The following is a 22,092-nucleotide window of genomic DNA, read 5'->3' as shown; positions in this document are numbered from 1 at the left end:
AGCGGTTACAGGTTCAGACCTTCGCGTTGGCCTCGATGAAGCGGCGTACATCAGCCAGCGTGCAATCCATGATTTCCACGCGCTGCGGCAGCGATTCCAGATTGGCCAGGTTGCCCGGCGGCGTTGCCGGACGGCCCAGGGCTTCTTCGATGGTCTCGGAGAACTTCGCCGGCAAGGCGGTTTCCAGCACCAGCATCGGCACGCCCGGCTCGACGAATTCGCGCGCCACCTTCACGCCGTCCGCCGTGTGCGGATCGACCAGCACGCCGGTCTCGTCGTACAGCGCGCGTATCGTCGCCAAGCGGGCCTCGTGCGAGCTTTGGCCCGACACGAAACCGTAGCGCGATTCAAACTGCGGCTTCAGGTCGGACAAGTCGAACGAGCCATCTTGCGCCAGCGTGGTCCACAAGGCCTTCACGCGGGCGGCGTCGCGGCCCACCAGATCAAAGACAAAGCGTTCGAAATTCGATGCGCGTGAGATGTCCATGGACGGGCTGGAGGTGGCGTAGGTCTGCTCGGCCGGACGCGGACGGTAAACGCCCGTGCGGAAGAACTCTTCCAGCACGTTGTTCTCGTTCGTGGCCAGCACCAGGCGGCGCACCGGCAAGCCCATGCTGCGCGCGATGTGGCCCGACAGGATGTTGCCGAAGTTGCCCGACGGCACGGCAAACGACACCTGTTGGCCCGGCTTGTCGGTGGCGCGCAACCAACCGTGGAAGTAATACACCACCTGGGCGGCGATGCGCGCCCAGTTGATGGAGTTGACCGCGCCCAGGCGGTACTTGGTCTTGAAGTCCAGGTCGCTGGCCAAAGCCTTGACGATGTCCTGGGCTTCATCGAACACGCCGCGCACCGCGATGTTGTGGATGTTTTCGTCTTGCAGCGAATACATCTGCGCGCGCTGGAAGGTGCTCATGCGGCCATGGGGCGACAGCATGAACACCGCCACGCCCTGCTTGCCGCGCAAGGCGTATTCGGCAGCCGAACCCGTGTCGCCGGACGTGGCGCCCACGATGTTCAGCGTGGTGCCGCGCTTGGCCAGCACGTATTCGAAGACCTGGCCCAGGAACTGCATGGCCATGTCCTTGAACGCCAGCGTCGGGCCTTCCGACAAGCCCAGCAGCGTCAATCCGCCGTCCAGCGGACGCAGCGGCACGATGTCTTCGCTGTTGAAGATTTCTTGCGTGTAGGCGGCGCGCGTCAGGCGGCGCAGGTCGTCGGCGGGAATGTCGGTGGCGAAGAGCGACAGCACTTCGAACGCCAGATCCGCATACGACAGGCCGCGCCAGGACTCGAGCATTTGCTCGGACACTTGCGGCAGTTGTTCCGGCACGGCCAGGCCGCCGTCCGGCGCCAGGCCTTCCAGCAGGATGTCGGAAAACGGTTGGGCGGCCATGCCGCCACGGGTCGAGATGTATTTCATGTCAGGTTCTCCACGCGCAAGCGGGTGACCTTGGACCGCACGAACGGCATCGCCTCGATACGCTCGATGGCCTGATTGATGTTGCCTTCCACGGCCTCATGCGTCAGGAAGATGATGTCGGCGCCGCCAATGTGAGAGGGCTGCTGGATCATCGAGCCAATCGAAATGGAACGGTCGGCCAGAATGCGGGCGATGTCCGCCAGCACGCCCGGCTGGTCGTCCACGCGCAGGCGCAGGTAGTAAGACGTGCTGACGAGTTCGATCGGCAGGATCGGCGTGTCCGACATGGCATCCGGCTGGAAGGCCAGGTGCGGCACGCGGTTGCCCGGGTCGGCGGTGTGCAGGCGCGTCACGTCGACCAGGTCCGCCACCACGGCCGATGCGGTGGGCTCTTCGCCCGCGCCCTGGCCGTAGTACAGCGTGGGGCCGACCGCGTCGCCCTTGACCAGCACGGCGTTCATCGCGCCTTCCACATTGGCCAGCAAACGCTCGGACGGCACCAGGGCCGGATGCACGCGCAGCTCGATGCCGTCGGGGCGACGCTTGGTCACGCCCAGCAGCTTGATGCGGTAGCCCAGGCGCTCGGCGTGTTCGATGTCTTCGGCGGCCAGTTGCGAGATGCCTTCGATGTAGGCGCGGTCGAACTGGACCGGCACGCCAAAGGCCAGCGAGGCCAGCAGCGTCAGCTTGTGCGCGGCGTCCACGCCTTCCACGTCGAAGGTGGGATCGGCTTCGGCGTAGCCCAGGCGCTGGGCTTCGGCCAGCACGTCGGCGAACGGCAGCCCGCGCGAGCGCATTTCGGACAGGATGAAGTTGGTGGTGCCGTTGATGATGCCGGCCACCCACTGGATGCGGTTGGCCGTCAGGCCTTCGCGGATCGCCTTGATGATGGGGATGCCGCCGGCCACCGCGGCTTCGAACGTGACCATGACGCCGCGCTCGTAGGCGGCGGCGAAGATCTCGTTGCCGTGCTTGGCCAGCAGCGCCTTGTTGGCGGTGACGACATGCTTGCCGTTGGCGATGGCTTCCATCACCAGTTCCAGCGCCAGCGTGTCGCCGCCGATCAATTCAACGACGATGTCGATTTCCGGGTCGCGCACTAGCGCGTGCACATCGGTATCGACCAGAATCGAGTCGCCCACGCGAGCGCGCGCCTTGGCCACGTCGCGCACGGCGGCGCGGGTGACTTCAATGCGGCGGCCGGCGCGGCGGGCGATCTCTTCCGCGTTGCGCGACAGCACGGTCCACGTGCCGCCGCCAACCACGCCAAGACCAAGCAGGCCCACCTTCATGGGACGCATCGCGCCGCCCTCGGGGCCTTGCGCGACGGGTGAGCGTTCAGGGGTATTCATTTCAGCAATCCGTCCTTGCGGAACATATCTTTGATGCCGCGCACCGCTTGCCGGGTGCGCTGCTCGTTTTCGATAAGAGCGAAGCGTACGTAGTCGTCGCCATACTCGCCGAAGCCGATCCCGGGGGACACGGCCACTTTCGCATCCGACAGGACACGCTTGGCAAATTCCAAAGAGCCCATCGCCCGGTAGGGCTCGGGGATCTGCGCCCAGATATACATGGACGCCTTGGGAATTTCCACATTCCAACCTGCTTCATGCAGACCGCGCACGAGCACGTCGCGGCGGCTTTGGTATTGGGCCACGATCTCGCTCACGCAATCCTGCGGGCCGTCCAGAGCGGCGATGGACGCCACCTGGATCGGCGTGAACGTACCGTAGTCGTGATAGCTCTTGATGCGCGCCAGCGCGTTGACCAGCTCGCGGTTGCCGACCATGTAGCCGATGCGCCAGCCCGCCATGTTGTAGCTCTTGCTCATCGTGAAGAACTCGACGGCCACATCGCGCGCGCCGGGCACTTGCATGATGGACGGCGCCACGTAGCCGTCGAACGTGATGTCGGCGTAGGCCAGGTCATGCACCACCAGGATGTCGTGTTCCTTGGCCAGCGCCACGACTCGCTCAAAGAACGACAGGTCCACGCACTGCGCGGTCGGGTTGCTGGGAAAGCCCAGCACCATCATCTTGGGCTTCGGGATGGATTCGCGCACCGCGCGTTCCAGCTCTTCGAAGAAGTCGACGCCGGGCGTCATGCGCACCGAGCGGATGTTGGCGCCGGCAATCACCGCGCCATAGATGTGGATCGGGTAGCTGGGGTTGGGCACCAGCACCGTGTCGCCGCGATCCAGCGTGGCCAGCATCAAGTGCGCCAGGCCTTCTTTGGAGCCGATCGTGACGATGGCTTCGGAATCCGGGTCGAACTCGACCGCGTAGCGGCGCTGATACCAGTCACAGATGGCCTTGCGCAGACGCGGGATGCCCTTGGACACCGAATAGCCGTGCGTGGTCGGGCGCGAGGTGGCCTCAACCATCTTGTCGACGATGTGCTTGGGCGTTGCGCCGTCCGGATTACCCATGGACATATCGATGATGTCCTCGCCCCGCCGACGCGCCGCCATCTTGAGCTCGCCAGTAATGTTGAAAACGTACGGGGGCAAACGCTCGATGCGAGAGAACTTCCTCATGATGGGAATCCTTAGGGGCGGAAAGGGCGAAAAAACCAGGGCGCGGTCGCGCGAAGGGGAAAAGGGCTCAAAGCCGCGCCAGCTCACGTTTGCAGCGCAGCAAAACCCTGTAATCTAGCGCAACGACGGCCATGCGGCAAATGGGGTGAAAACGGGTCCGTTTCCCCATTGAAAAGACAGGCTTTTTTTCGACTGCCCACAAGCGCCAAAAACCACGTTGTTGCAAGGCAGGGAATCCGCTTATACCGTCGAGCAACGAAGCCCCCAACACTGCAACCCATGGCGAGTCTGATGCGCTATCATCAAGCCCATCAAGCCGGAGTTTTTATTGAAGCTGCATACCGATCCTGCAACGGCCGCGCTGAACACCGTCACCGCCTACGGTGAGGGTTACATCGAGGTCAACCAAGTCCGTTTTTCTTCGTCGGTCGCATTTGGCCCCGAAGGCGAAGTTGCCGAATGGCCCGCTGCATCGCCGGCCGACATCACCTCTTCCCTGTTGCATCAGGCGGCCGGTTTGACCGAGCCCGTCCGCGACCCGATGGCCTTCCTGGATGAACCGGAAGCCAGCCCCAGCCGCCCGGCCAATGCGCCCGAAGTGCTGCTGGTGGGCACGGGCGCCCGGCAACAGTTCCTGCGTCCCGAAGTGTTGCGTCCCCTGTTGGCCATGGGAATCGGCGTCGAGATCATGGACACGCACGCCGCCTCTCGCACCTACAACATCCTGATGGCCGAGGGCCGGCGCGTGGTCGTCGCCCTTATCCCTCCCAACGGAGAATCACAGAAATGACGCCCAGCATCGGCAAGCCCGCCCCGCCATTCACCGCGGAAAGCACCATTGGTCCGATCAGCCTTGACCAATGCCAGGGCCGCGCCGTGATCCTGTATTTCTACCCCAAGGACAACACGCCTGGCTGCACCACCGAAAGCCAGGACTTCCGCGACCTGCACGCCGAATTCCTGGCGGCCAGCGCCGTGGTCATCGGTATCTCGCGCGACTCGCTGAAGTCGCATGAGAACTTCAAGGCCAAGTACGAACTTCCTTTCCCCCTCATCTCCGACGCCGACGAAACCGTGTGCAATCTGTTCGGCGTCATCAAGCAGAAGAATATGTACGGCAAGCAGGTGCGAGGCATTGAGCGCAGCACCTTTTTGATCGACGCCTATGGCGTGCTGGTGCAGGAGTGGCGCGGGGTGAAGGTCCCGGGCCACGCCAAGGAAGTCCTGCAGGCCGCAAAAAGCATCGGTTAGCCGTACTAGGAACAGCCGTCAGGCGCTATAGCTGGCCCACCCTGGAGAGTGACGCATATGCCGCTTCCGAAGTTGCCCACCCGTCCCGCAGCCATCCTGACCTTCCCCTCGGGCGAAACCGCCCGGGCGCAGGCCCGCACCACCAAGACTGCCGCTGCGCAGTCCAACGCCCAAGCCGTGCTTGCCGATGACGACGACGAGCTGCTCATGCAGCCTGAACTCGACGGCATGACGACGCCGGCCCGCAAGGCGCAGATTCCCGCGCCTGCTCGCCAAGTGCCTCCGCCTGCCCCCGCACCCGCCGCCAGCACACCGGCGCGTCCGGCCAAGGCCGCATCCAGCCCGACCAAACGCGCCAAGCCGCGCGCCCAGAACGAACCGCGCAAGCTGTTCGTCCTGGACACGAACGTGCTGCTGCACGACCCCAGCTCGCTGTTCCGCTTTGAAGAGCACGACATCTTCCTGCCGATGATGACGCTGGAAGAGCTGGACCACCAAAAGAAAGGCATGTCGGAAGTGGCGCGCAACGCGCGCCAGGTCAGCCGCTCGCTGGACGCGCTGGTTCAAGACGCCACGCAACTGGACGAAGGGCTGGAACTGGCCAAGCTGGGCAACAAGGATGCCACCGGCCGCCTGATGTTCCAGACGACCGCCATCCACAGCACGCTGCCGTCCGACTTGCCCATGGGCAAGGCCGACAACCAGATCCTGGGCGTGGTCCGCGCCTTGCAAGAAAAATTCCCGCAGCGTGAAGTGGTGCTGGTGTCCAAGGACATCAACATGCGCCTGAAGGCGCGTGCGCTGGGCATGGCGGCGGAAGACTACTTCAACGATCACGTCCTGGAAGACTCGGACCTGATGTATTCGGGCGTGATGCAGTTGCCCGAAGACTTCTGGAACAAGCACGGCAAGGACGTGGAATCGTGGCAGCAAGGCGGCACCACCTTCTACCGCATCCACGGCCCGCTGTGCTCACAGTTCGTCGTCAACCAGTTCGTTTACTTCGAAGGCCAGATGCCGCTCTACGCGCAGGTGCGCGAAGTCAGCGGCAAGATGGCGGTGCTGGCCACCCTGCGCGACTACACCCACGGCAAGAACAACGTCTGGGGCATCACGGCGCGCAACCGCGAGCAGAACTTCGCCATGAACCTGCTGATGAACCCGGAGTGCGACTTCGTGTCGCTGCTGGGCCAGGCGGGCACGGGCAAGACGCTGTTGGCGCTGGCGGCCGGCATTACGCAGGTACTGGAAACCAAGCGCTACACCGAAATCATCATGACGCGCGTCACGGTGCCTGTCGGCGAAGACATCGGTTTCCTGCCCGGCACGGAAGAAGAAAAGATGTTGCCCTGGATGGGCGCGCTGGAAGACAACCTGGATGTGCTCAATATGGGCGAAGGCGAAGGCAACGGGGACTGGGGGCGCGCCGCTACCATGGACCTGATCCGTTCGCGCATCAAGGTCAAGTCGCTGAACTTCATGCGCGGCCGCACGTTCCTGAACAAGTACCTGATCATCGACGAAGCGCAGAACCTTACGCCCAAGCAGATGAAGACGCTGGTGACCCGCGCGGGCCCCGGCACCAAGGTGATCTGCCTGGGCAACGTTGCCCAGATCGATACGCCGTACCTGACCGAAGGCAGCTCGGGCCTGACATTCGTCGTCGACCGCTTCAAGGGCTGGCCGCATTCCGGCCACGTCACCTTGCAGCGCGGCGAACGTTCGCGCCTGGCCGACTACGCGGGGGATGTGCTGTAAGGCACTGTTCTCCTTCGCATAAAAAAAGCCCCTTGAATCGCTTCAAGGGGCTTTTTCTTGCCTGGACACCCAGGCCGACGTTCTTACTTGTCGGCCGCGTTGGTGATGGCATTGCCGGCCCGGGACATATCGCGGCCCATGCCCGCCACGGTATTGCAACCGGCGAGCACGAATCCGAATACGACAAAGGCGGTCAGCACGATCTTGCCGCGCATGCTGTCAACTCCTGAACAAAAATTATCGAAGCAAAGGGGTCAGACGATCTGCACGCGCAGTTCGCCCAGCCCTTCCACGCCACCGGTGATCACATCGCCTTGCACCACGGCGCCCACGCCTTCGGGCGTGCCGGTGAAGATGATGTCGCCCGGTTGCAGTTCAAACAGGCCCGACAGGTAGGAAATGCTTTCCGGAATATTCCACAGCATCTGCGAGATGTCGCTCGCCTGCTTGCGCTGGCCGTTCACGTCCAGCCAGATCGCGCCCTTGTCCAGCGTACCGACGACGCTGCGCGGGTGGATCGGGCCGATCGGGGCGGACTCATCGAAGGCCTTGCCGATTTCCCAGGGGCGGCCCTGCTTTTTCATTTCGCCTTGCAGGTCGCGGCGGGTCATGTCCAGACCCAGCGCGTAGCCCCACACGCAATCGTTGGCTTGGTCGACCGGAATGTCGCGGCCGCCCTTGCCCAGCACCACGACCAACTCCATTTCGTAATGCAGGTTCGAGGTCTTGGGCGGGTACGTCATCTTGCCCGTCTCGCCGTCGGCCACCGAACGCACGGCGTCGGCGGGCTTGCAGAAGAAGAACGGGTCTTCACGGCCGGTGAAACCCATTTCCTTGGCGTGTTCGGCGTAGTTGCGGCCCACGCAGTAGACGCGGCGCACCGGGAACAGCGCGGCGCTGCCGGCAACGGGGACCGCCACGGGCGGTTGGGGAGGTAATACGTAGTCCATGAGCGATCAACCTATGACAAGTACGTGACTGTAAACCGGCCAATATCTTACCCCCGGCGACCGGGGGCATTCTCAGCCGGGGGCCGCCCGGCAATAAAAATCAACCGCGAGTTTATCCCGTTCCGGGCGGCACGGCGCGCCCAGCCTGCGTTCAGGAAAACGTAGGGATTTCGCCGTCGAACACCACCAGGCGCTCGATGAAATCGGCCATGTAGGTTTTCATTTCCTGATGCGCGGGCGACACCTGGTAGCGGTCATGCGCCGCGCTGTCCGTGAAAGCCGCCACCACGGCGTGCGTCAGGCCATCGGCCCGGCTGGCCTGGTTAGGCCGGAACGCATAGCCCGACACCCCCTCGCATTCGGCCAGGATCCGCTCGCAATAGCCCTGAACGCGGGCATGAAAATCGCCGTTGGCGGCGGGCGACAGTTGCAACATCACCACATGCAGGAACATCAGGACTCCTTTTTAGCGCCCGTCGCGGCCAACCAGGCGCGCGACACCAAGCCCATGATGCCGTCTCGAAACAGCAGCACGCATAGAACAAAGATTGCCCCCTGCACGATCAGCACCCACGACCCCAGCGGCGCCAGGTAATTCTGCAGGGATACAAACGTCAGGGCGCCGACCAGCGGACCGAATACCGTGCCGATGCCGCCCAGAAGCGCCATCAGCACCACCTCGCCATTGGCATGCCAGTGCACGTCCGTCAGCGACGCCACGCCGAACACCAGCACCTTCAGCCCGCCCGCCAAGCCCGCCACCGAGGCCGACAGCGTGAACGCCAGCAACTTGTAGCGCGACGTGGAATATCCCAATGAGCGCGCCCGCTGCTCGTTGTCGCGCACCGACCGGATCACTTCACCGAACGGGGAGTTCAGCACGCGCAGCACGAAGGCATAGCCCAGGGCAAATACGGCCAGCGTGAAGTAGTACATCGGCATCACGTTTTGCAGATCAAAAATGCCGAACAGCTTGCCGCGCGGCACGCTTTGCAAGCCGTCTTCACCACCCGTGAAGCCCGCTTGCACCGCAATGAAGTAGACCAGTTGCGACAACGCCAGGGTGATCATCGCGAAGTAGATGCCCTGGCGACGGATGGCGATGGCGCCGAACACCAGCCCCAGCAGCCCGCCCGTCACCACGCCCGCCAAGAGCCCGAGTTCCGGCGTGGCGCCCAACAACTTCATCACGATGCCGGTTGCATACGCGGCCGCGCCAAAGAATGCCGCATGGCCGAACGACAGCAGGCCCACATAGCCCACCAGCAGATTGAATGCCGCGGCGAACAGCGCGAAGCACAACACCTTCATCAGGAACGTGGGGTAGACGAACCAGGGCGCGGCCAACGCCACCACGGCCAGCACCGCCATCGACACGCGCATCGCGCGACGGCTCAGTTGCACGGGTTGGCGCGTGGCTTCGGCCGCCAGCACGTTTTGCACCTGCAAGGGCTTGCCGAACAGCCCGGCCGGCTTGCACAGCAGCACCAGCACCATGATGATGAAGATCGCCAGGTTGGCGGCCTCGGGGTAGAACACCTTGGTCAGGCCTTCGATGATGCCCAGCCCGAAGCCGCTGACGATGGCGCCCATGATGGACCCCATGCCGCCAATCACCACCACCGCGAATACCACCACGACCAGGTTCGACCCCATCATCGGGCTCACCTGGTAGATGGGCGCCGCGATCACGCCCGCCACCGAGGCCAGCGCCACGCCCAGCGCGTAGGTCAGCGTGATCAGCAAGGGCACGTTGATGCCGAACGAACGCACGATGGTGGGGTTCTCGGTCGCGGCGCGCAGCATGGCGCCCCCGCGCGTTTTCTCGATCAGCACCCATACCGCCAGGCAAAGCACCAACGACACCACCACCGCCCAGCCGCGATACCACGGCAGGAACATGAAGCCCAGGTTCACGCCCCCCGTCAACGCCTTGGGGATGGTGTAGGGCAAGCCCGACACGCCATAGGCCTGGCGCAGCCCCCCTTCAATCAGCAGGGCAATGCCAAAGGTCAGCAGCAGCCCATACAAGTGGTCCATGCGATAGGTGCGGGAAATCAGCAAGCGTTCGACCACGACGGCGAACACCGCCATGATCAGCGGCACCAGCACCAGCGCGGCCCAGTAGTTCACGCCCAGGTAATTCAGCAGCATCCAGGCCAGGAACGCGCCGGCCGTGTACTGCGCGCCATGGGCGAAGTTGATGATGTTCAACAGGCCGAAAATCACCGCCAGCCCGATCGAGAGCAAGGCGTAGAAAGAACCGTTGATCAGGCCAAGCAGAAGCTGGCCGAACAGCGCCGAGGACGGCACACCGAAAATTTCGAACACAGGGATTCTCCTTTCAGACGCCCAGGCGCGCCGCGATCCGGGCGGGATCGCTGCGCGCCTCATCCGCCGACAACTGATCCACCACGCAGCCGTGCTCCATGACGTAGTGGCGGTCGGCCACCTTGGTCGCAAAGCGGAAGTTCTGCTCGACCAGCACGATGGTGAAGCCGCGCGCTTTCAGCGTGCGGATGGCTTGCCCGATCTGTTGCACGATGACGGGCGCCAAGCCTTCGGTGGGCTCGTCCAGCAGGATCAATTGGGCGCCCGTGCGCAGGATGCGCGCGATGGCCAGCATCTGCTGCTCGCCGCCCGACAGGTTGCCGCCGGAACTGGCGCTGCGTTCACGCAGGTTTGGAAACAGCGTGTAGATCTCGTCCAGCGACATGCCGCCGTCGGCCAGCCGTGGCGGCAGCATCAGGTTTTCGGTGACGCTAAGGCTGCGGAACACCGCGCGCTCTTCGGGGCAATAGACCACGCCCAGACGCGGAATGCGGTGCGGCGCCATGCCCACGGTTTCTTGGCCGTTCAGCCGGATGGAGCCGCGCCGCTTGTCCATGATGCCCATGATGGCGCGCAAGGTGGTCGTCTTGCCCGCGCCGTTGCGGCCCAGGATGGTGACGAGTTCACCCCGATTCACGTCGATGTTCACGCCGTGCAGCACGTGCGATTCGCCGTACCAGGCGTTAAGGTCCTTGATTGCCAGCATGTCAGTGCGCCTCCTCGTCCGAACCCATGTACGCGGTGATGACGCGCTCGTCGCGCGACACCGCCGCGTAGTCGCCCTGCGCCAGCACGGCGCCGCGCGCCAGCACGGTGATGGTGTCGGACAGGTCCGCCACCACGGACAGGTTGTGTTCGACCATCAGAATGCTGCGATTGGCCGACACGCGCCGGATCAGCGCCGTGATGCGGACCACGTCTTCCTGGCCCAGGCCGGCCATGGGTTCGTCCAGCAGCATGATCTCGGGCTCCAGCGCCAGCGTCATCGCGATCTCAAGCGCGCGCTTGCGGCCGTAGGGCAAGAGCGCCGCCGTCGCGTCCGCCAGATTGGCCAGGCCGACCGCGTCCAGCAGTTCCATCGCGCGTTCGTTCAGGTGGTCCACGCTGCGCCGGCTGCGCCAGAAGCGCATGCCGTCGCCATGCTGGCGCATCAGCGCCACACGCATGTTCTGAAGCACCGTCAGGCCCAGGAACACCGCCGAGATCTGGAATGACCGCACGATGCCCAGGCGCGCGATCTGTTCCGGCGCCAGCGCCGTGATATCGCGGCCACGGTAGTGGATGACGCCTTCATCGGGCGTCAGGAACTTGGTCAGGAGGTTGAAGCAGGTGGTCTTGCCGGCGCCGTTGGGGCCGATCAGGGCGTGGATGGAGCCTTCGTGCAGGGCAAGGGTCACGCCGTCGACGGCATTGAAGCCGCCAAAGCGCTTGACCAGCCCCTGGGCGGACAGAACCGCTTGGGTGCTTGGGGTCGTCATGATGGGCCTCTTACATGCGGGCCAACAGGCCGCCATCGATCGCCAGGACATGCCCGTTGACGAACGAAGCGGCCTTCGAGGCCAGATACACCACGGCGGGCGCGACATCTTCCGGCGTCGCCCAACGGCCCACCGGCACCGAGGCCGACAGGAACGATTGAAACTGCGGGTTGTCTTGCAGGCCCTGCGTGAAGTCGGTGCGCACGAAACCCGGCGCCAGCGCGTTGCACGTCACGCCGCTGGCGCCATATTCCACGGCCAATGCCCGCGTGAAAGCGGCGATGGCGCCCTTGGCGGTGGCATAGGCCGCAATGTTGGGCATGGTGGCCTGCCCCGCCACCGAAGACATCAACACGATACGGCCGAAACCGCGCTTGCCCATGCCCGGCAGCACGGCGCGCGCACAATGAAAGGCGCCGTTCACGTGCACGTTCTGCAAGGCCTGCCATTCGGCGGGCGTCATCTCGACCACGGGTTTGCGATTTTGATTGCCGGCGTTGCTGACCAACACGTCAATGGCCAGGCCGGCGTCTTCCATCTGAGCCACCGCGTCGGATACCGCTCCGGCGTCGGCCACGTCGAAGGGCGCGCCATGGGCGTCGATACCCAGCGCCGCCAGCTTCGTGGCGGCGGCATCGCACGCGGCTTGCGACAGGTCGTTGACCACCACCCGCGCGCCCGCTCGACCCAGGGCTTCGGCAATGGCGTAGCCCAGCCCCCGGGCCGCGCCCGTCCCCCGCGCGACGCGCCCCGCCAGACCGAACGTCTGGTCCAGATAGTCGTGTTTCAAGCTTGTCTCCTTGTTTTATGCACCGAATCTCTAGGTCCGGCCTGTGTCGTCCTTGCTTTCCGGCTGCAAAAACAAAGTTGACATCAATCTCAATATACGCGACTATTTTTAAACGCTCAATAACAAGATTTTTGCTTTATCTTCGATAACGAGTAATGGCTAGGAGACAATCATGGCCCTCGAAACCCCCGGCTGCCCCGCCGCCAATGCGCTGCCGCCCCTGGCATCGCGCTTTCTGAAAGTGGCCGAGCTGCCCTGGAAGCCCACGCAGGTGGAAGGCATCGACATGAAGGTGCTGATGCAGGACAAGGAAAGCGGCCTGCTCACCGCCCTGTTCCGTTGGCAGCCCGGCACCGAACTGCCGCTGCACGAACACGTGGAAGTCGAACAAACCTATGTGCTGGAAGGCTCCATCGTGGACGCCGAAGGCGAGGTCTGCGCGGGCGATTACGTCTGGCGTCCGCGCGGCAACCAGCACGTGGCCCGCGCGCCCAACGGCGCGCTGGTGCTCAGCTTTTTTCTCAAGCCCAATCTGTTCATCGACGCCTACGCCGGCCAGACGCTGGAATAGGCCACCCGGCTTTTCAACCCTGCAAAGACCCTGCCATATCCCGCGTGACCGCCCGGCACAGGGCGGCGCGCAAAAGAACTAGCCCCCAAGGAGACACCCCATGAAGACCCGTTTCAAGAACAGCCTTGCCGCCTGCGTGTTGGGCGCCCTGTCCGTGCCCGCCATGGCGCAGGTATCGGACGATGTCGTGAAGATCGGCGTGCTGGGCGACCAGTCCGGCATGATGGCGGACCTGTCCGGCAAGTTCGGCGTCGAGGCCGTGAAGATGGCGGTTGAGGATTTCGGTGGCAAGGTGCTGGGCAAGCCCATCGAAGTGATCTCGGCCGACCATCAGAACAAGGTGGACATCGGGGTGTCGATCGCGCGGCGCTGGTACGAAAACGACAAGGTGGACCTGATCCTGGACGTGCCCAACTCGGCCATCGCTTTGGCCGTGCAGGACCTGACCCGCCAGATGAAGCGCGTGGTGATCTTCACCAGCGCGGGCTCGGCCGACTTGACCGGCAAGGCGTGTTCGCCCAATGGCATGCACTGGACCTACGACACCTATGCCTACGCCACCGGCGTGGCCAATGGCGTGATCGAAGACGGCGGCAAGAGCTGGTTCTTCATCACGTCCGACTACGCTTTCGGCCATTCGCTGGAACGCGACGCCATGGCCGTGGTGAAGGCCAAGGGCGGGCAAGTGGTGGGCAGCGTGCGCCATCCCATCGCCAGCTCGGACTTCTCGTCGTTCCTGTTGCAGGCGCAGGCATCGAAAGCGCAGGTCATCGGCCTGGCCAACGGCAGTGGCGACACCATCAACAGCATCAAGCAGGCATTCGAGTTCGGCATCATGGGCAGCAAGCAACGCGTGGCCGCGCTTTTCATGAGCATCGTCGACGTGCGCAGCGTGGGGCTGGAATACGCGCAGGGGCTGAACCTGGTGGAACCCTTCTACTGGGATCAGGACGACAAGGCACGCCAGTGGTCCGAACGCTACTTCAAGCGCACGGGCCGCATGCCGTCGATGGTGCAGGCCAGCAACTACAGCGCCACGATGCACTACCTGAACGCCATCAAGGCCGCGGGCTCGGATGCATCAGAACCCGTGCTGAAGAAAATGCACGAGACGCCCATCAATGACTTCATGACCGAGAACGGCCGTATCCGCGAAGACGGGCGCATCATGCGCGACCTGTACCTGTTCCAGGTCAAGAAGCCGTCGGAGTCCAAGCGCGAGTGGGACTACTACAAGCTGGTGCGCAAGATTCCGGCCGAACAGGCGTTCCGCCCGCTCAAGGACGGCGGCTGCTCGCTGGTGAAGTCGTGATGGACGGCGCGCTGTCGCTCTTGGCCGGCAAGCGCGCCGTCGTCACGGGGGGCGCCCACCCCCGTGGCATCGGCGCGGCGGTCGTCGCCCTGTTTCTTGCGCAAGGCGCCACCGTCGCGGTGCTGGACCATGCCTACCCCGAAGGCGGCGCCAGCGCGCTGAGCGATCGCCGCGTCAATCTGCACTGCGATGTCTCGCGCGGCGTCTCGTGCGAGGCCGCGATGGAACTGGCCAACGCGGCCTTGGGCGGCATCGACGTGCTGGTCAACAACGCCGGCATCGTCGCCGCCACGCGCATCTGGGATTTGCCCGAAGAGGAATTTCGTCGCATGGTGGACGTCAACCTGACCGGCACCTACAACGTCACACACGCCGCCCTGCCCGCATTGCTGGAAAGCACGCGGCAACCGGCCATCGTCAACCTGGGGTCCACTGCCGCCTTGCGCGGCGGCGGGCTGCTGGGCGGATCACACTACGCGGCGTCCAAGGGCGGCGTCATCAGCTTCACCAAGGCGTTGGCACGCGAACTAGGCCCGCGTGGCGTGCGCGCCAACTGCGTGGCGCCGGGCATTATTGAAACCGACATGACGCTGGGAAAATTCGGCGAAAATTGGGAACAAGAACTCAAACAGGGCATTCCGCTGCAACGCTTCGGCTCACCCGCCGAAGTGGCGCAAGCCATACTCTTCCTGGCCTCGGACCTGTCCTCGTATTCAACCGGCATCGTGGTCGACGTCAACGGCGGCTTCCACATTCACTAGGCACGTCCCGAAGCAATGAGCACTCCCGATCGCATGCTGTCCATACTCGACCTTTTTCGCGACGACACCACCGCCGCGTTCCAGGAGGACGTCATGGCGCATCTGGATTGCTCGCGCGCCACGGCGTATCGGTATTTGAAGTCACTGACCGAAAGCGGGCTGCTGGCACCCACGGCGGGCGGCGCCTATGTGCTGGGTTCGCGCATCATTGAACTGGACCGCCATCTGCGCCAGCACGATCCCTTGATGCGCGCCGCGCGCGACGTCATGCGCGCCACGGGCGACGAACTGCACGCCAACCTGATGCTATGCAGCTATTACGGCGACAAGGTCATGTGCGTGGACCGCTACTGGACCGACAACTCCATTGAATCGAGCTACGCGCGCGGTCGGCCCTTCCCCATGTTCCGGGGCGCCACGGCCAAGCCCATCCTGGCGAACCTGCCGCCCTACCAGTTGCGCAACCTGATGCTGTGGCACGCGGCCGAAATCCGCGAAGCCGGACTGGGCGAAGACTGGGACGAATTCCGCGCCAACCTGAAGCGGCTGCGCACGGCGGGCGTTTGCGTGTCGCACGGCGAGGTCGACCGTGGCCTGATGGGGATCGGCGCGGCCATCTTCAGCCCCGAGCAGAAAGTGGTGGGCAGCCTGGTGTTCATTGCCGCCCAGGCGCATACCTCGCCGCAGCGCCTGGAAGTATTGCAGGCGCGCATCCAGGTGGCGGCGGCCGAGGTGTCGCAGAACCTGCAAGCCCCACAAAGCAACGGCGCGGCGGCGATCGGCATCATGCCGTCGCGGCCGCGCCGCATCAGGGTCCCGGCCGGTGCATCACCGGCGCGGACCAAAGCCTGATCAGGCCTTGTTGTAGCGTTCGACGCTGTTCACGATTTCTTCGTGAGCGGCGTCCACGCCCTTCCAACCCTTGACCTTGACCCACTTGCCCTTTTCGAGATCTTTGTAGTGCTCGAAAAAGTGCTGGATGCGGGCGACGTCTTCGGTCGGCAGATCTTCGTACGACTTGATATTGCGGTACGGGGGGTACAGCTTTTCGATCGGCACGGCCAACAGCTTGGCGTCGCCGCCCGACTCATCGTCCATTTCCAGCACGCCGATGGCGCGGCAGCGCACGACGGCGCCGATCTGGATGGGGAACGGGGTCAGGACCAGCACGTCGGCGGGGTCGCCGTCTTCCGACAGGGTTTGCGGGATGTAGCCGTAGTTGCACGGGTAGTGCATGGCGGTCAGCATGAAGCGGTCAACGAAAATCGCGCCCGTGTCCTTGTCGACCTCGTACTTCACCGGGTCGGCGTTCATGGGGATTTCGATGATGACGTTGAAGTCTTCCGGCAGCTTCTTGCCAGGGGAGACGCGATCAAGACTCATGATTCAACCTTGTTGTTTGTCTGAAGAAATGTTCAAAGCGAGCCGTCGTCCTTGAACGGCGGCTTGGTCGCCGGCACCGGTGCCGATGCCGGGGCGGGCGTGGGCTTCGGGCTGGCGGCGGGCGCTGGCGTATACGTGGGCACGGGATCATCGAAAGCCGCCGCCGGAATCGGGGCGCTGTCGAAGTACTCGTCAATGTCGGACGTGCCGCCGGCCAGCGGCGCGTCTTCGGGCGCCAGCGCGCGGTCGCGCTGGTCGCGGCTGACGCGGGCATCCGGGTCCAGCACGTAGTCAGAGGCCGAAGCCGCCACCGCGGGCGGCAGCGGCGGGTAATCGCCGGTGACGTCGGCATCGCCGTCCGTGTCCGACATGCCCACCGCATAGCCGCCTTCGGCGTCCAGGTGATACGGATCGGAACCGGTATCCGCGGCGGGCAAGGCGGCATCGGCCGCCAACACCGGCAGCGCCATGCTGGCGGCGGTTGCCAGGCGCCAGTGACGCATGGCGTCGGCGGGCCGGTCCAGGCGGTCGTAGAGGCTGCCCAACAAAGCATGCGTCTGCGCGTCGCTGCGCCGGCTCAGGCTGCGCAAGAGATAACGCTCGGCCTGGCCCCACAATTGCCCGTTCAGGCACAGCATGCCCAACGCGGTGAGCAGGTCCGGGTCGGTCGGGCGCTGCTGCAGCCACGTCTCGGCCTTGGCAAGGCGGCGCGACACCTGCTCGGCTTCGCAGCGAGCGTAAGCCGCCACCAAGGTCGGGTTGAACTTGACGGCAATGGCGGCTTCCAGCACACGCGCCGCTTCGTTGGCTTCGCCCGCGGCATCAAAGGCGGCGGCGCCAGACAAGGCGATGTCGGGCAGCAGGCGCTCTTCGGCTTTCAGGTCTTTCCAGATGGCGCGCCAGCCGTCGCCATGGGCCGCCGCGCGCAAGCGCGCCGCGCCGGAAGCGTCGATCAGGGCGTCGGCTTCGGAGCGAGCCAGCGCGTTGCGGCGCACCAGGCCGCGAGCCAGGGTAAAGACCTGATCGTGGTGATGCAGCGCAGTGTGCGCGCGCAGCAGCAGGCGCATCGTGTGCAGGTGGCGAGCGCCGCCGTCAGCCAAGGGCGCAAGCACTGCCAGCGCGCGTTCGGGGCGGCCTTGGTCCAGCAGCATATCGGCCGATACCGTTGCCGTGGCTTCAACCATGCCCGGATCCGTACCGGCCTGCTCTTGCGCGGTGGCCAACAGGCGGTCGCGACGATCGAACTCGCCCAAGCCGTGCGCGGCGCGAGCCGCGGACAAGGCGGCCAGCACTCGGCGCGTCTGCACCTTGGTCTGGTCGAGCAGTTTGGTCAGGTCTTTTTCGGCGACGGCGTAGCGGCCTTCCAGCAGGCCGATCCAGCCGCGTTCCAGCAATTCATGGTCGCGCGCCTGCGCACGCTTGCCGCGCCACACGCGGACGCGGTCCGGAATGGCAAGCAGCCAGGCCAACAGGCGCAGGCCCACATAAAGCACGATGAAGGTCGCCACGACCAGCAGCACCGCCAGCGTGAGCGACATGTTGATGCGCCACGGCCAGACCAGCAACAGCACGTTGCCGGAATGCGAGCGCAGCACCACCGCCAGGGCGACGGCGATGACGGCGAGCAGCAGTGTCCAGAACCAGGTACGCATAAGGCTCAGTCCTGCTCGCTAGTCTTGAAACCCGCGGCGCGCAAGGCGGCCACGGCGTTCAAGCTGTCAGCCACTTCGGGCATGCGCACGGCGATGTCGGTCTGCGCCAACTCGCGTGCCAGCGTCTGCGCGGCGACGGTGTCGGGGGAGCGGCTGTCGAAGTACTTGGACAAGGTCACGCCCACGTTGTCGAGCTCGCTCTTCCAGACGGCCGGTTGACGCATCAGCATGGCCAGCTGGACGGTCAACAGGCGCTGGCGCAGCGTGCCGCGCACTTGATCGGCCTGTTCTGGCGACAGCAGCAGCGCGGCGGGTTCGTCAACGCGCTGGATGGTGATCAAGCCGCCCAATTCCTGGGCCAGTGCCGACCCGGCGCGGCCGGGCCACGAGACAACTTCCGCGCGCCAACGCTGCCACCACGGCGCGTCAGCGGGCAGGCCGGCTTGCGGATCAATGGCAGGCGCGGGCGCGACAGCCGGTTGGTTTTCGCCAGCGGCGGCCACGCCAGGGGCCACGGAATCGGGCACCAGCAACGGCGCCTTGCTCACCAGCGCCACCAGGCGCTCGATGCGCGCGGATTGGGCGGGGATGTCCACGGTGGACACCGCGCGCAGGCGATCCAGGTCGCCGTTGATGGCTTGCTGCAGGCTGGAGAAACGCGGGCGGTCGGCGCGCGCCAAGCGCGATTGCGCGGTTTCCAGCGCAACGATGGCGTTGGAGACGTTGCCGGCCAGGCGCAATTGCTGGTTGGCAATGGTCAGAAGGCGCTCAACGTCGTTGGCCAGCAGTTCATCGCTGGCGCTGTCATTGAAGTTCTGCCACGCCAGTTGCAGCGCGTTGTATTGGCTTTGCGTTTCGCGGACGGTGTCTTCAAGCTCGCCCACGCGGCCGGCTTGCGCCTGGGCCAAGGCCAGCGCTTCGCGCGTGTCCTTGCGTGCCTGCGCCACGTCGGCGGTCAGGGTGTCGATACGGGAAGCCACCTCGCGTCCGGCGGACACAAACTGGGTGCGTTGCTTCCACAGCGCATAACCCAGGCCGACGGCCAGCAGGATGACGATTATCAGGGCGGTGACCAAAGGGCCATTGCCGCGCTTGGCCGGACGGGCCTTGACGGGATCGGCCGGGGCCGATGCGGGCGCGCTTGCGCCCGGGGCGGCCGTGTGAACGACCGGATCGGTAGCGGGAGTCTTGTCTGTCATGACGCGATTGTATTCGGTGTCAGTCCGATGCAACGAATCAAGCAGCAACAAAAGCCTGGAATATCGACTCGTCGTTGGGCAAGCAGATTTTTACCATTGCTGAAGCGTCGGCGCCATGACAGGCGGGTAAGACGCGCCGCGCGAGCGAAGGGTGGGTCAGCACAAAACGGCATTGCTGCCACCATGGCGCCAGGCCCGCCGCGTCCAGGTTCGCGCGTATGGCATCCGCGCCCTCGCCGCTGGTGATGAGCCAGGTGGCGAAAACGCCCGCGTCCGCCCAGCGCCTCAACGCCGCCAGCGCCTCGGCATCCCAGACAGCCGGACGCCTGAGATAGGCCGCGTGGCGCGTGACGGCTATGCCGTGAGCCTCAAGCTTGTCGCCCAACCAGTCACGGCCCTGCGTGCCGCGCACCAGCAGCACGCGGGACGGCAAGCCGGGCAGGCCGCAAAGGACTTCCCACAAGGCTTCGGAATCGTGGCTGGGCGCGTCGTCGCCAGGATGCAAGACTGTTGTATTCGCGCAAAAGGCGGCCGATTCGCGCAGCGCTTGCGCGCTGGCGGGGCCGACCGTGGCGGCTATCACCTGAGCAGGCCAGGCGCCTTCGTCGTGCACCGCCGAGAGTTGCCGCAGGTATTGCTTGGCCGCGTTGCCACTGACGAACACGACCATGTCGAAGTCCGCCGGACGCGGCAACTGCGCGGCGGGAACGTCGAACGCATGAATTTCCAGCGCGGGAAGCGTGCAGGCGTGCCAGCCGGCGTCGGTCAGACGGCCGGCCAGCGCCTCGTTGCGGCCCTCGGGCCGCGTCAGGACGGCGACTCGGGCGGGGCTGGACATCAGTCCGGCCGGGGATCGGCTTGCAGCAGTTCCTGGAGGATGGCGGCGGCGCCGGCATCCAGCAGCTCTTGTGCAGCGGCTTCGCCCAGCGTTTCAGCATCGGCCACGGGGCCGCTGCGGGCCGTGTGGACCATGCGCTTGCCATCCGGCGAGGCGACCAGCGCACGTAGCGACAGCGTATCGCCCGAGATCTGGGCGAACGCCGCCAACGGCACCTGACAGGAACCACCCAGCTTGCGCGACACTGCCCGTTCGGCCAGCACGCACGAGGTGGTGGACGCGCTGATCAGCGGCGCCAGCCACGCGCGCATGTCGTCGCGGTCGTTGCGGATTTCGATGCCGAGTGCGCCCTGCCCCGCGGCCGGCAGGCTATCGGCCGGGTCCAGCAGGCTACGGATGCGTTCGGCCAGACCCAGGCGCTCCAGACCGGCCGCCGCAAGCACAATGGCGTCGTATTCGCCTTTATCCAGCTTGCCCAGGCGGGTGTCCAGATTGCCGCGTAGCGGCTTGACCACCAGTTCCGGAAAGCGCGCGCGTATCTGCGATTCGCGGCGCAGGCTGGACGTACCCACGACCGCGCCCGCCGGCAGATCTGCCAGGCTGGCATAGCGATTGGATACGAAGGCATCGCGCGGATCCGCGCGATCAAGAATGGCGCACAGCTCGAACGGAGCTTGCAGATCCACCGGCACGTCCTTCAAGGAGTGCACGGCCAGATCAGCGCGTCCGTCGAGCAACGCGTTTTCAAGTTCCTTGACGAACAAACCTTTGCCACCGACCTTGGACAAGGTTCGGTCCAGGATCTGATCGCCTCGGGTCGTCAGGGTAAGAAGCTCAACCGCGCACGCTGGGTACAGCGTGCGCAGCCGGTCGCGCACATGCTCAGCTTGCCAAAGGGCAAGCCGGCTGGCGCGGGTCGCAATGACCAGGCGTTGCGGAAGAGACACGAGCGGTCATCAAACGAAATTGGAGACGATGACCGTCGCGACTATCCCGAGGATGGCCAGCACGAAAAGGCCCTGAAGGAGGCTCAGGCCCGATTCGGATTGCTGGGGATCGACGGATCTACGCAGACTCATGTGCTGATTCCTTGGAAGCGGTTTTGCGGCTTGCAAGCCACCGTCCAAGGACAACAACGAGCAAGGCGCCGATAATTTCTGCAGCGATTTTAACCGTAGTCGGCTGAACACCGAATTGACGTTCGACAACCACATCGGTAATCAGCATGCCACCCGCGATCCAGCCCAGCAGAGCCGCGCCAAAGGTAACCACCAGCGGATACTTGTCGATCAGCTTCAGGACCAGGGTGCTGCCCCAGATGATGATCGGCACACTGACGATCAGGCCGAAGGCAACCAGGCCGATCTGATGGTCGGCGTGGGCGTTCTGGGCCGCGCCGGCAATGGCGATCACGTTGTCCAGGCTCATCACGAAGTCGGCGATGATGATGGTCTTGATGGCGGCGGCGATGGACGTTCCGCCCTTCACGTTGCCATGCGCATCGTCTTCGGGGACCAGGAGCTTGACGCCGATCCAGACCAGCAACAAACCGCCAACGACCTTCAGGAACGGAATCGACAGAAGCGTCAACGCAAAAGCGATCAGCACGACACGCAGGATGATGGCGCCCGCGGTGCCCCAAAGAATGCCCTGCATGCGCTGCTTGGGCGCCAAATTGCGGCACGCCAACGCGATCACGACCGCGTTATCGCCGCCGAGCAGGATGTCGATGAGAATGATCTGGAATACCGCTGCCCAACTCAGCGTCTGGAAAAACTCAAGCACTATAGAACCCCCGAAGGCATTTATGAAAAGAAAGGCCGGTCCCGAGCCGGCCATCCCGCCGCGCCGCGCGCGGC

General features: G+C 64.6%; 23 protein-coding genes. 7 read left to right on the top strand and 16 right to left on the bottom strand.

The genetic code is table 11. From position 1 onward, the window contains the following. Positions 1–13: 13 nt before the first annotated feature. The 3 genes from thrC to alaC are packed head-to-tail and all read right to left on the bottom strand — an operon-like array spanning position 14 to position 3,959. Positions 14–1,423 (bottom strand): threonine synthase, encoded by a 1,410-nt coding sequence (gene thrC, locus ACE04A_RS03715; protein ID WP_259251651.1) that lies wholly within the window; start codon positions 1,421–1,423, stop codon positions 14–16. Next, positions 1,420–2,724, bottom strand: a complete 1,305-nt coding sequence (locus ACE04A_RS03710) for a homoserine dehydrogenase (RefSeq protein ID WP_046805560.1) — start codon at positions 2,722–2,724, stop codon at positions 1,420–1,422. The genes thrC and ACE04A_RS03710 overlap by 4 nt, the downstream gene beginning before the upstream one ends. Before the next feature lie 47 nt (positions 2,725–2,771). Continuing rightward, entirely contained in the window at positions 2,772–3,959 is a 1,188-nt protein-coding gene (alaC, locus tag ACE04A_RS03705; RefSeq protein WP_006218372.1) for an alanine transaminase, read from the bottom strand. A gap of 328 nt (positions 3,960–4,287) precedes the next feature. Between alaC and ACE04A_RS03700 the strand changes: the two genes are divergently transcribed. The 3 genes from ACE04A_RS03700 to ACE04A_RS03690 are packed head-to-tail and all read left to right on the top strand — an operon-like array spanning position 4,288 to position 6,968. Beyond that, positions 4,288–4,749 carry an Mth938-like domain-containing protein gene (locus tag ACE04A_RS03700; protein ID WP_050445990.1) on the top strand — a complete coding sequence of 154 codons (462 nt, stop codon included), beginning with the start codon at positions 4,288–4,290 and terminating at the stop codon, positions 4,747–4,749. Then, the gene (locus tag ACE04A_RS03695; protein ID WP_100857083.1) at positions 4,746–5,210 is read left to right on the top strand and encodes a peroxiredoxin; all 465 of its coding nucleotides are present in this window, start codon (positions 4,746–4,748) and stop codon (positions 5,208–5,210) included. The genes ACE04A_RS03700 and ACE04A_RS03695 overlap by 4 nt, the downstream gene beginning before the upstream one ends. A gap of 57 nt (positions 5,211–5,267) precedes the next feature. Then, positions 5,268–6,968 carry a PhoH family protein gene (locus ACE04A_RS03690; protein ID WP_259251652.1) on the top strand — a complete coding sequence of 567 codons (1,701 nt, stop codon included), beginning with the start codon at positions 5,268–5,270 and terminating at the stop codon, positions 6,966–6,968. Between the two features lie 83 nt (positions 6,969–7,051). Here the strand turns inward: ACE04A_RS03690 and ACE04A_RS03685 are convergent, their stop codons facing one another. The 7 genes from ACE04A_RS03685 to ACE04A_RS03655 form a co-directional block, all read right to left on the bottom strand. Beyond that, positions 7,052–7,183: an entericidin A/B family lipoprotein gene (locus ACE04A_RS03685; RefSeq protein WP_006218367.1), complete on the bottom strand. Its 132-nt coding sequence runs from the start codon at positions 7,181–7,183 to the stop codon at positions 7,052–7,054. Between the two features lie 39 nt (positions 7,184–7,222). Further along, positions 7,223–7,918, bottom strand: a complete 696-nt coding sequence (locus tag ACE04A_RS03680) for a fumarylacetoacetate hydrolase family protein (protein ID WP_050445993.1) — start codon at positions 7,916–7,918, stop codon at positions 7,223–7,225. 151 nt (positions 7,919–8,069) lie between these two features. Then, the gene (locus ACE04A_RS03675; RefSeq protein WP_259251653.1) at positions 8,070–8,372 is read right to left on the bottom strand and encodes a Dabb family protein; all 303 of its coding nucleotides are present in this window, start codon (positions 8,370–8,372) and stop codon (positions 8,070–8,072) included. Continuing rightward, a complete protein-coding gene (locus tag ACE04A_RS03670; RefSeq protein WP_485819866.1) occupies positions 8,372–10,249 on the bottom strand; it encodes an ABC transporter permease in 1,878 nt (625 codons plus the stop codon). The genes ACE04A_RS03675 and ACE04A_RS03670 overlap by 1 nt, the downstream gene beginning before the upstream one ends. A 13-nt stretch (positions 10,250–10,262) precedes the next feature. Continuing rightward, positions 10,263–10,955, bottom strand: coding sequence for an ABC transporter ATP-binding protein (locus ACE04A_RS03665; protein WP_050445997.1), 693 nt, complete (start codon positions 10,953–10,955; stop codon positions 10,263–10,265). Between the two features lies 1 nt (position 10,956). Next, positions 10,957–11,727, bottom strand: coding sequence for an ABC transporter ATP-binding protein (locus ACE04A_RS03660; protein WP_050445998.1), 771 nt, complete (start codon positions 11,725–11,727; stop codon positions 10,957–10,959). A 10-nt stretch (positions 11,728–11,737) separates the two neighbouring features. Next, on the bottom strand, positions 11,738–12,517 hold the full coding sequence (locus ACE04A_RS03655) for an SDR family NAD(P)-dependent oxidoreductase (protein WP_485819865.1): 780 nt from the start codon (positions 12,515–12,517) through the stop codon (positions 11,738–11,740). A gap of 172 nt (positions 12,518–12,689) precedes the next feature. On the opposite strand from ACE04A_RS03655, the gene ACE04A_RS03650 reads away from it, so the two are divergent. The 4 genes from ACE04A_RS03650 (at position 12,690) to ACE04A_RS03635 (ending at position 16,013) form a co-directional block, all read left to right on the top strand. Continuing rightward, complete coding sequence (locus ACE04A_RS03650) at positions 12,690–13,088, top strand: cupin domain-containing protein (protein WP_050446001.1); 399 nt, start codon at positions 12,690–12,692, stop codon at positions 13,086–13,088. 100 nt (positions 13,089–13,188) lie between these two features. Beyond that, positions 13,189–14,400, top strand: coding sequence for an ABC transporter substrate-binding protein (locus ACE04A_RS03645; RefSeq protein WP_279997500.1), 1,212 nt, complete (start codon positions 13,189–13,191; stop codon positions 14,398–14,400). Further along, positions 14,400–15,161, top strand: a complete 762-nt coding sequence (locus ACE04A_RS03640; RefSeq protein ID WP_485819864.1) for an SDR family oxidoreductase — start codon at positions 14,400–14,402, stop codon at positions 15,159–15,161. Before ACE04A_RS03645 ends, ACE04A_RS03640 begins: the two co-directional genes overlap by 1 nt. Positions 15,162–15,176: 15 nt before the next feature. Next, positions 15,177–16,013, top strand: a complete 837-nt coding sequence (locus ACE04A_RS03635) for an IclR family transcriptional regulator (protein WP_100857093.1) — start codon at positions 15,177–15,179, stop codon at positions 16,011–16,013. Here ACE04A_RS03635 and ppa read toward each other — a convergent pair whose 3' ends face one another. The 6 genes from ppa to ACE04A_RS03605 all read right to left on the bottom strand — a co-directional run bounded on the left by ppa (position 16,014) and on the right by ACE04A_RS03605 (position 22,018). Next, positions 16,014–16,544 carry an inorganic diphosphatase gene (ppa, locus tag ACE04A_RS03630; RefSeq protein WP_050446009.1) on the bottom strand — a complete coding sequence of 177 codons (531 nt, stop codon included), beginning with the start codon at positions 16,542–16,544 and terminating at the stop codon, positions 16,014–16,016. A 32-nt stretch (positions 16,545–16,576) separates the two neighbouring features. Continuing rightward, positions 16,577–18,196, bottom strand: coding sequence for a heme biosynthesis HemY N-terminal domain-containing protein (locus ACE04A_RS03625; RefSeq protein WP_259251659.1), 1,620 nt, complete (start codon positions 18,194–18,196; stop codon positions 16,577–16,579). Positions 18,197–18,201: 5 nt separating this feature from the next. Continuing rightward, positions 18,202–19,395: a uroporphyrinogen-III C-methyltransferase gene (locus tag ACE04A_RS03620; protein WP_279997502.1), complete on the bottom strand. Its 1,194-nt coding sequence runs from the start codon at positions 19,393–19,395 to the stop codon at positions 18,202–18,204. 37 nt (positions 19,396–19,432) lie between these two features. Next, positions 19,433–20,233, bottom strand: a complete 801-nt coding sequence (locus ACE04A_RS03615; protein ID WP_448718468.1) for a uroporphyrinogen-III synthase — start codon at positions 20,231–20,233, stop codon at positions 19,433–19,435. Beyond that, on the bottom strand, positions 20,233–21,180 hold the full coding sequence (gene hemC, locus ACE04A_RS03610; protein WP_448718469.1) for a hydroxymethylbilane synthase: 948 nt from the start codon (positions 21,178–21,180) through the stop codon (positions 20,233–20,235). The genes ACE04A_RS03615 and hemC overlap by 1 nt, the downstream gene beginning before the upstream one ends. Before the next feature lie 118 nt (positions 21,181–21,298). Continuing rightward, on the bottom strand, positions 21,299–22,018 hold the full coding sequence (locus ACE04A_RS03605) for a TerC family protein (RefSeq protein WP_100857878.1): 720 nt from the start codon (positions 22,016–22,018) through the stop codon (positions 21,299–21,301). Positions 22,019–22,092 lie beyond the last annotated feature (74 nt).

It is taken from the genome of Achromobacter colocynthidis (assembly GCF_057334535.1).
This window is presented reverse-complemented; position numbering and strand designations above follow the sequence as displayed.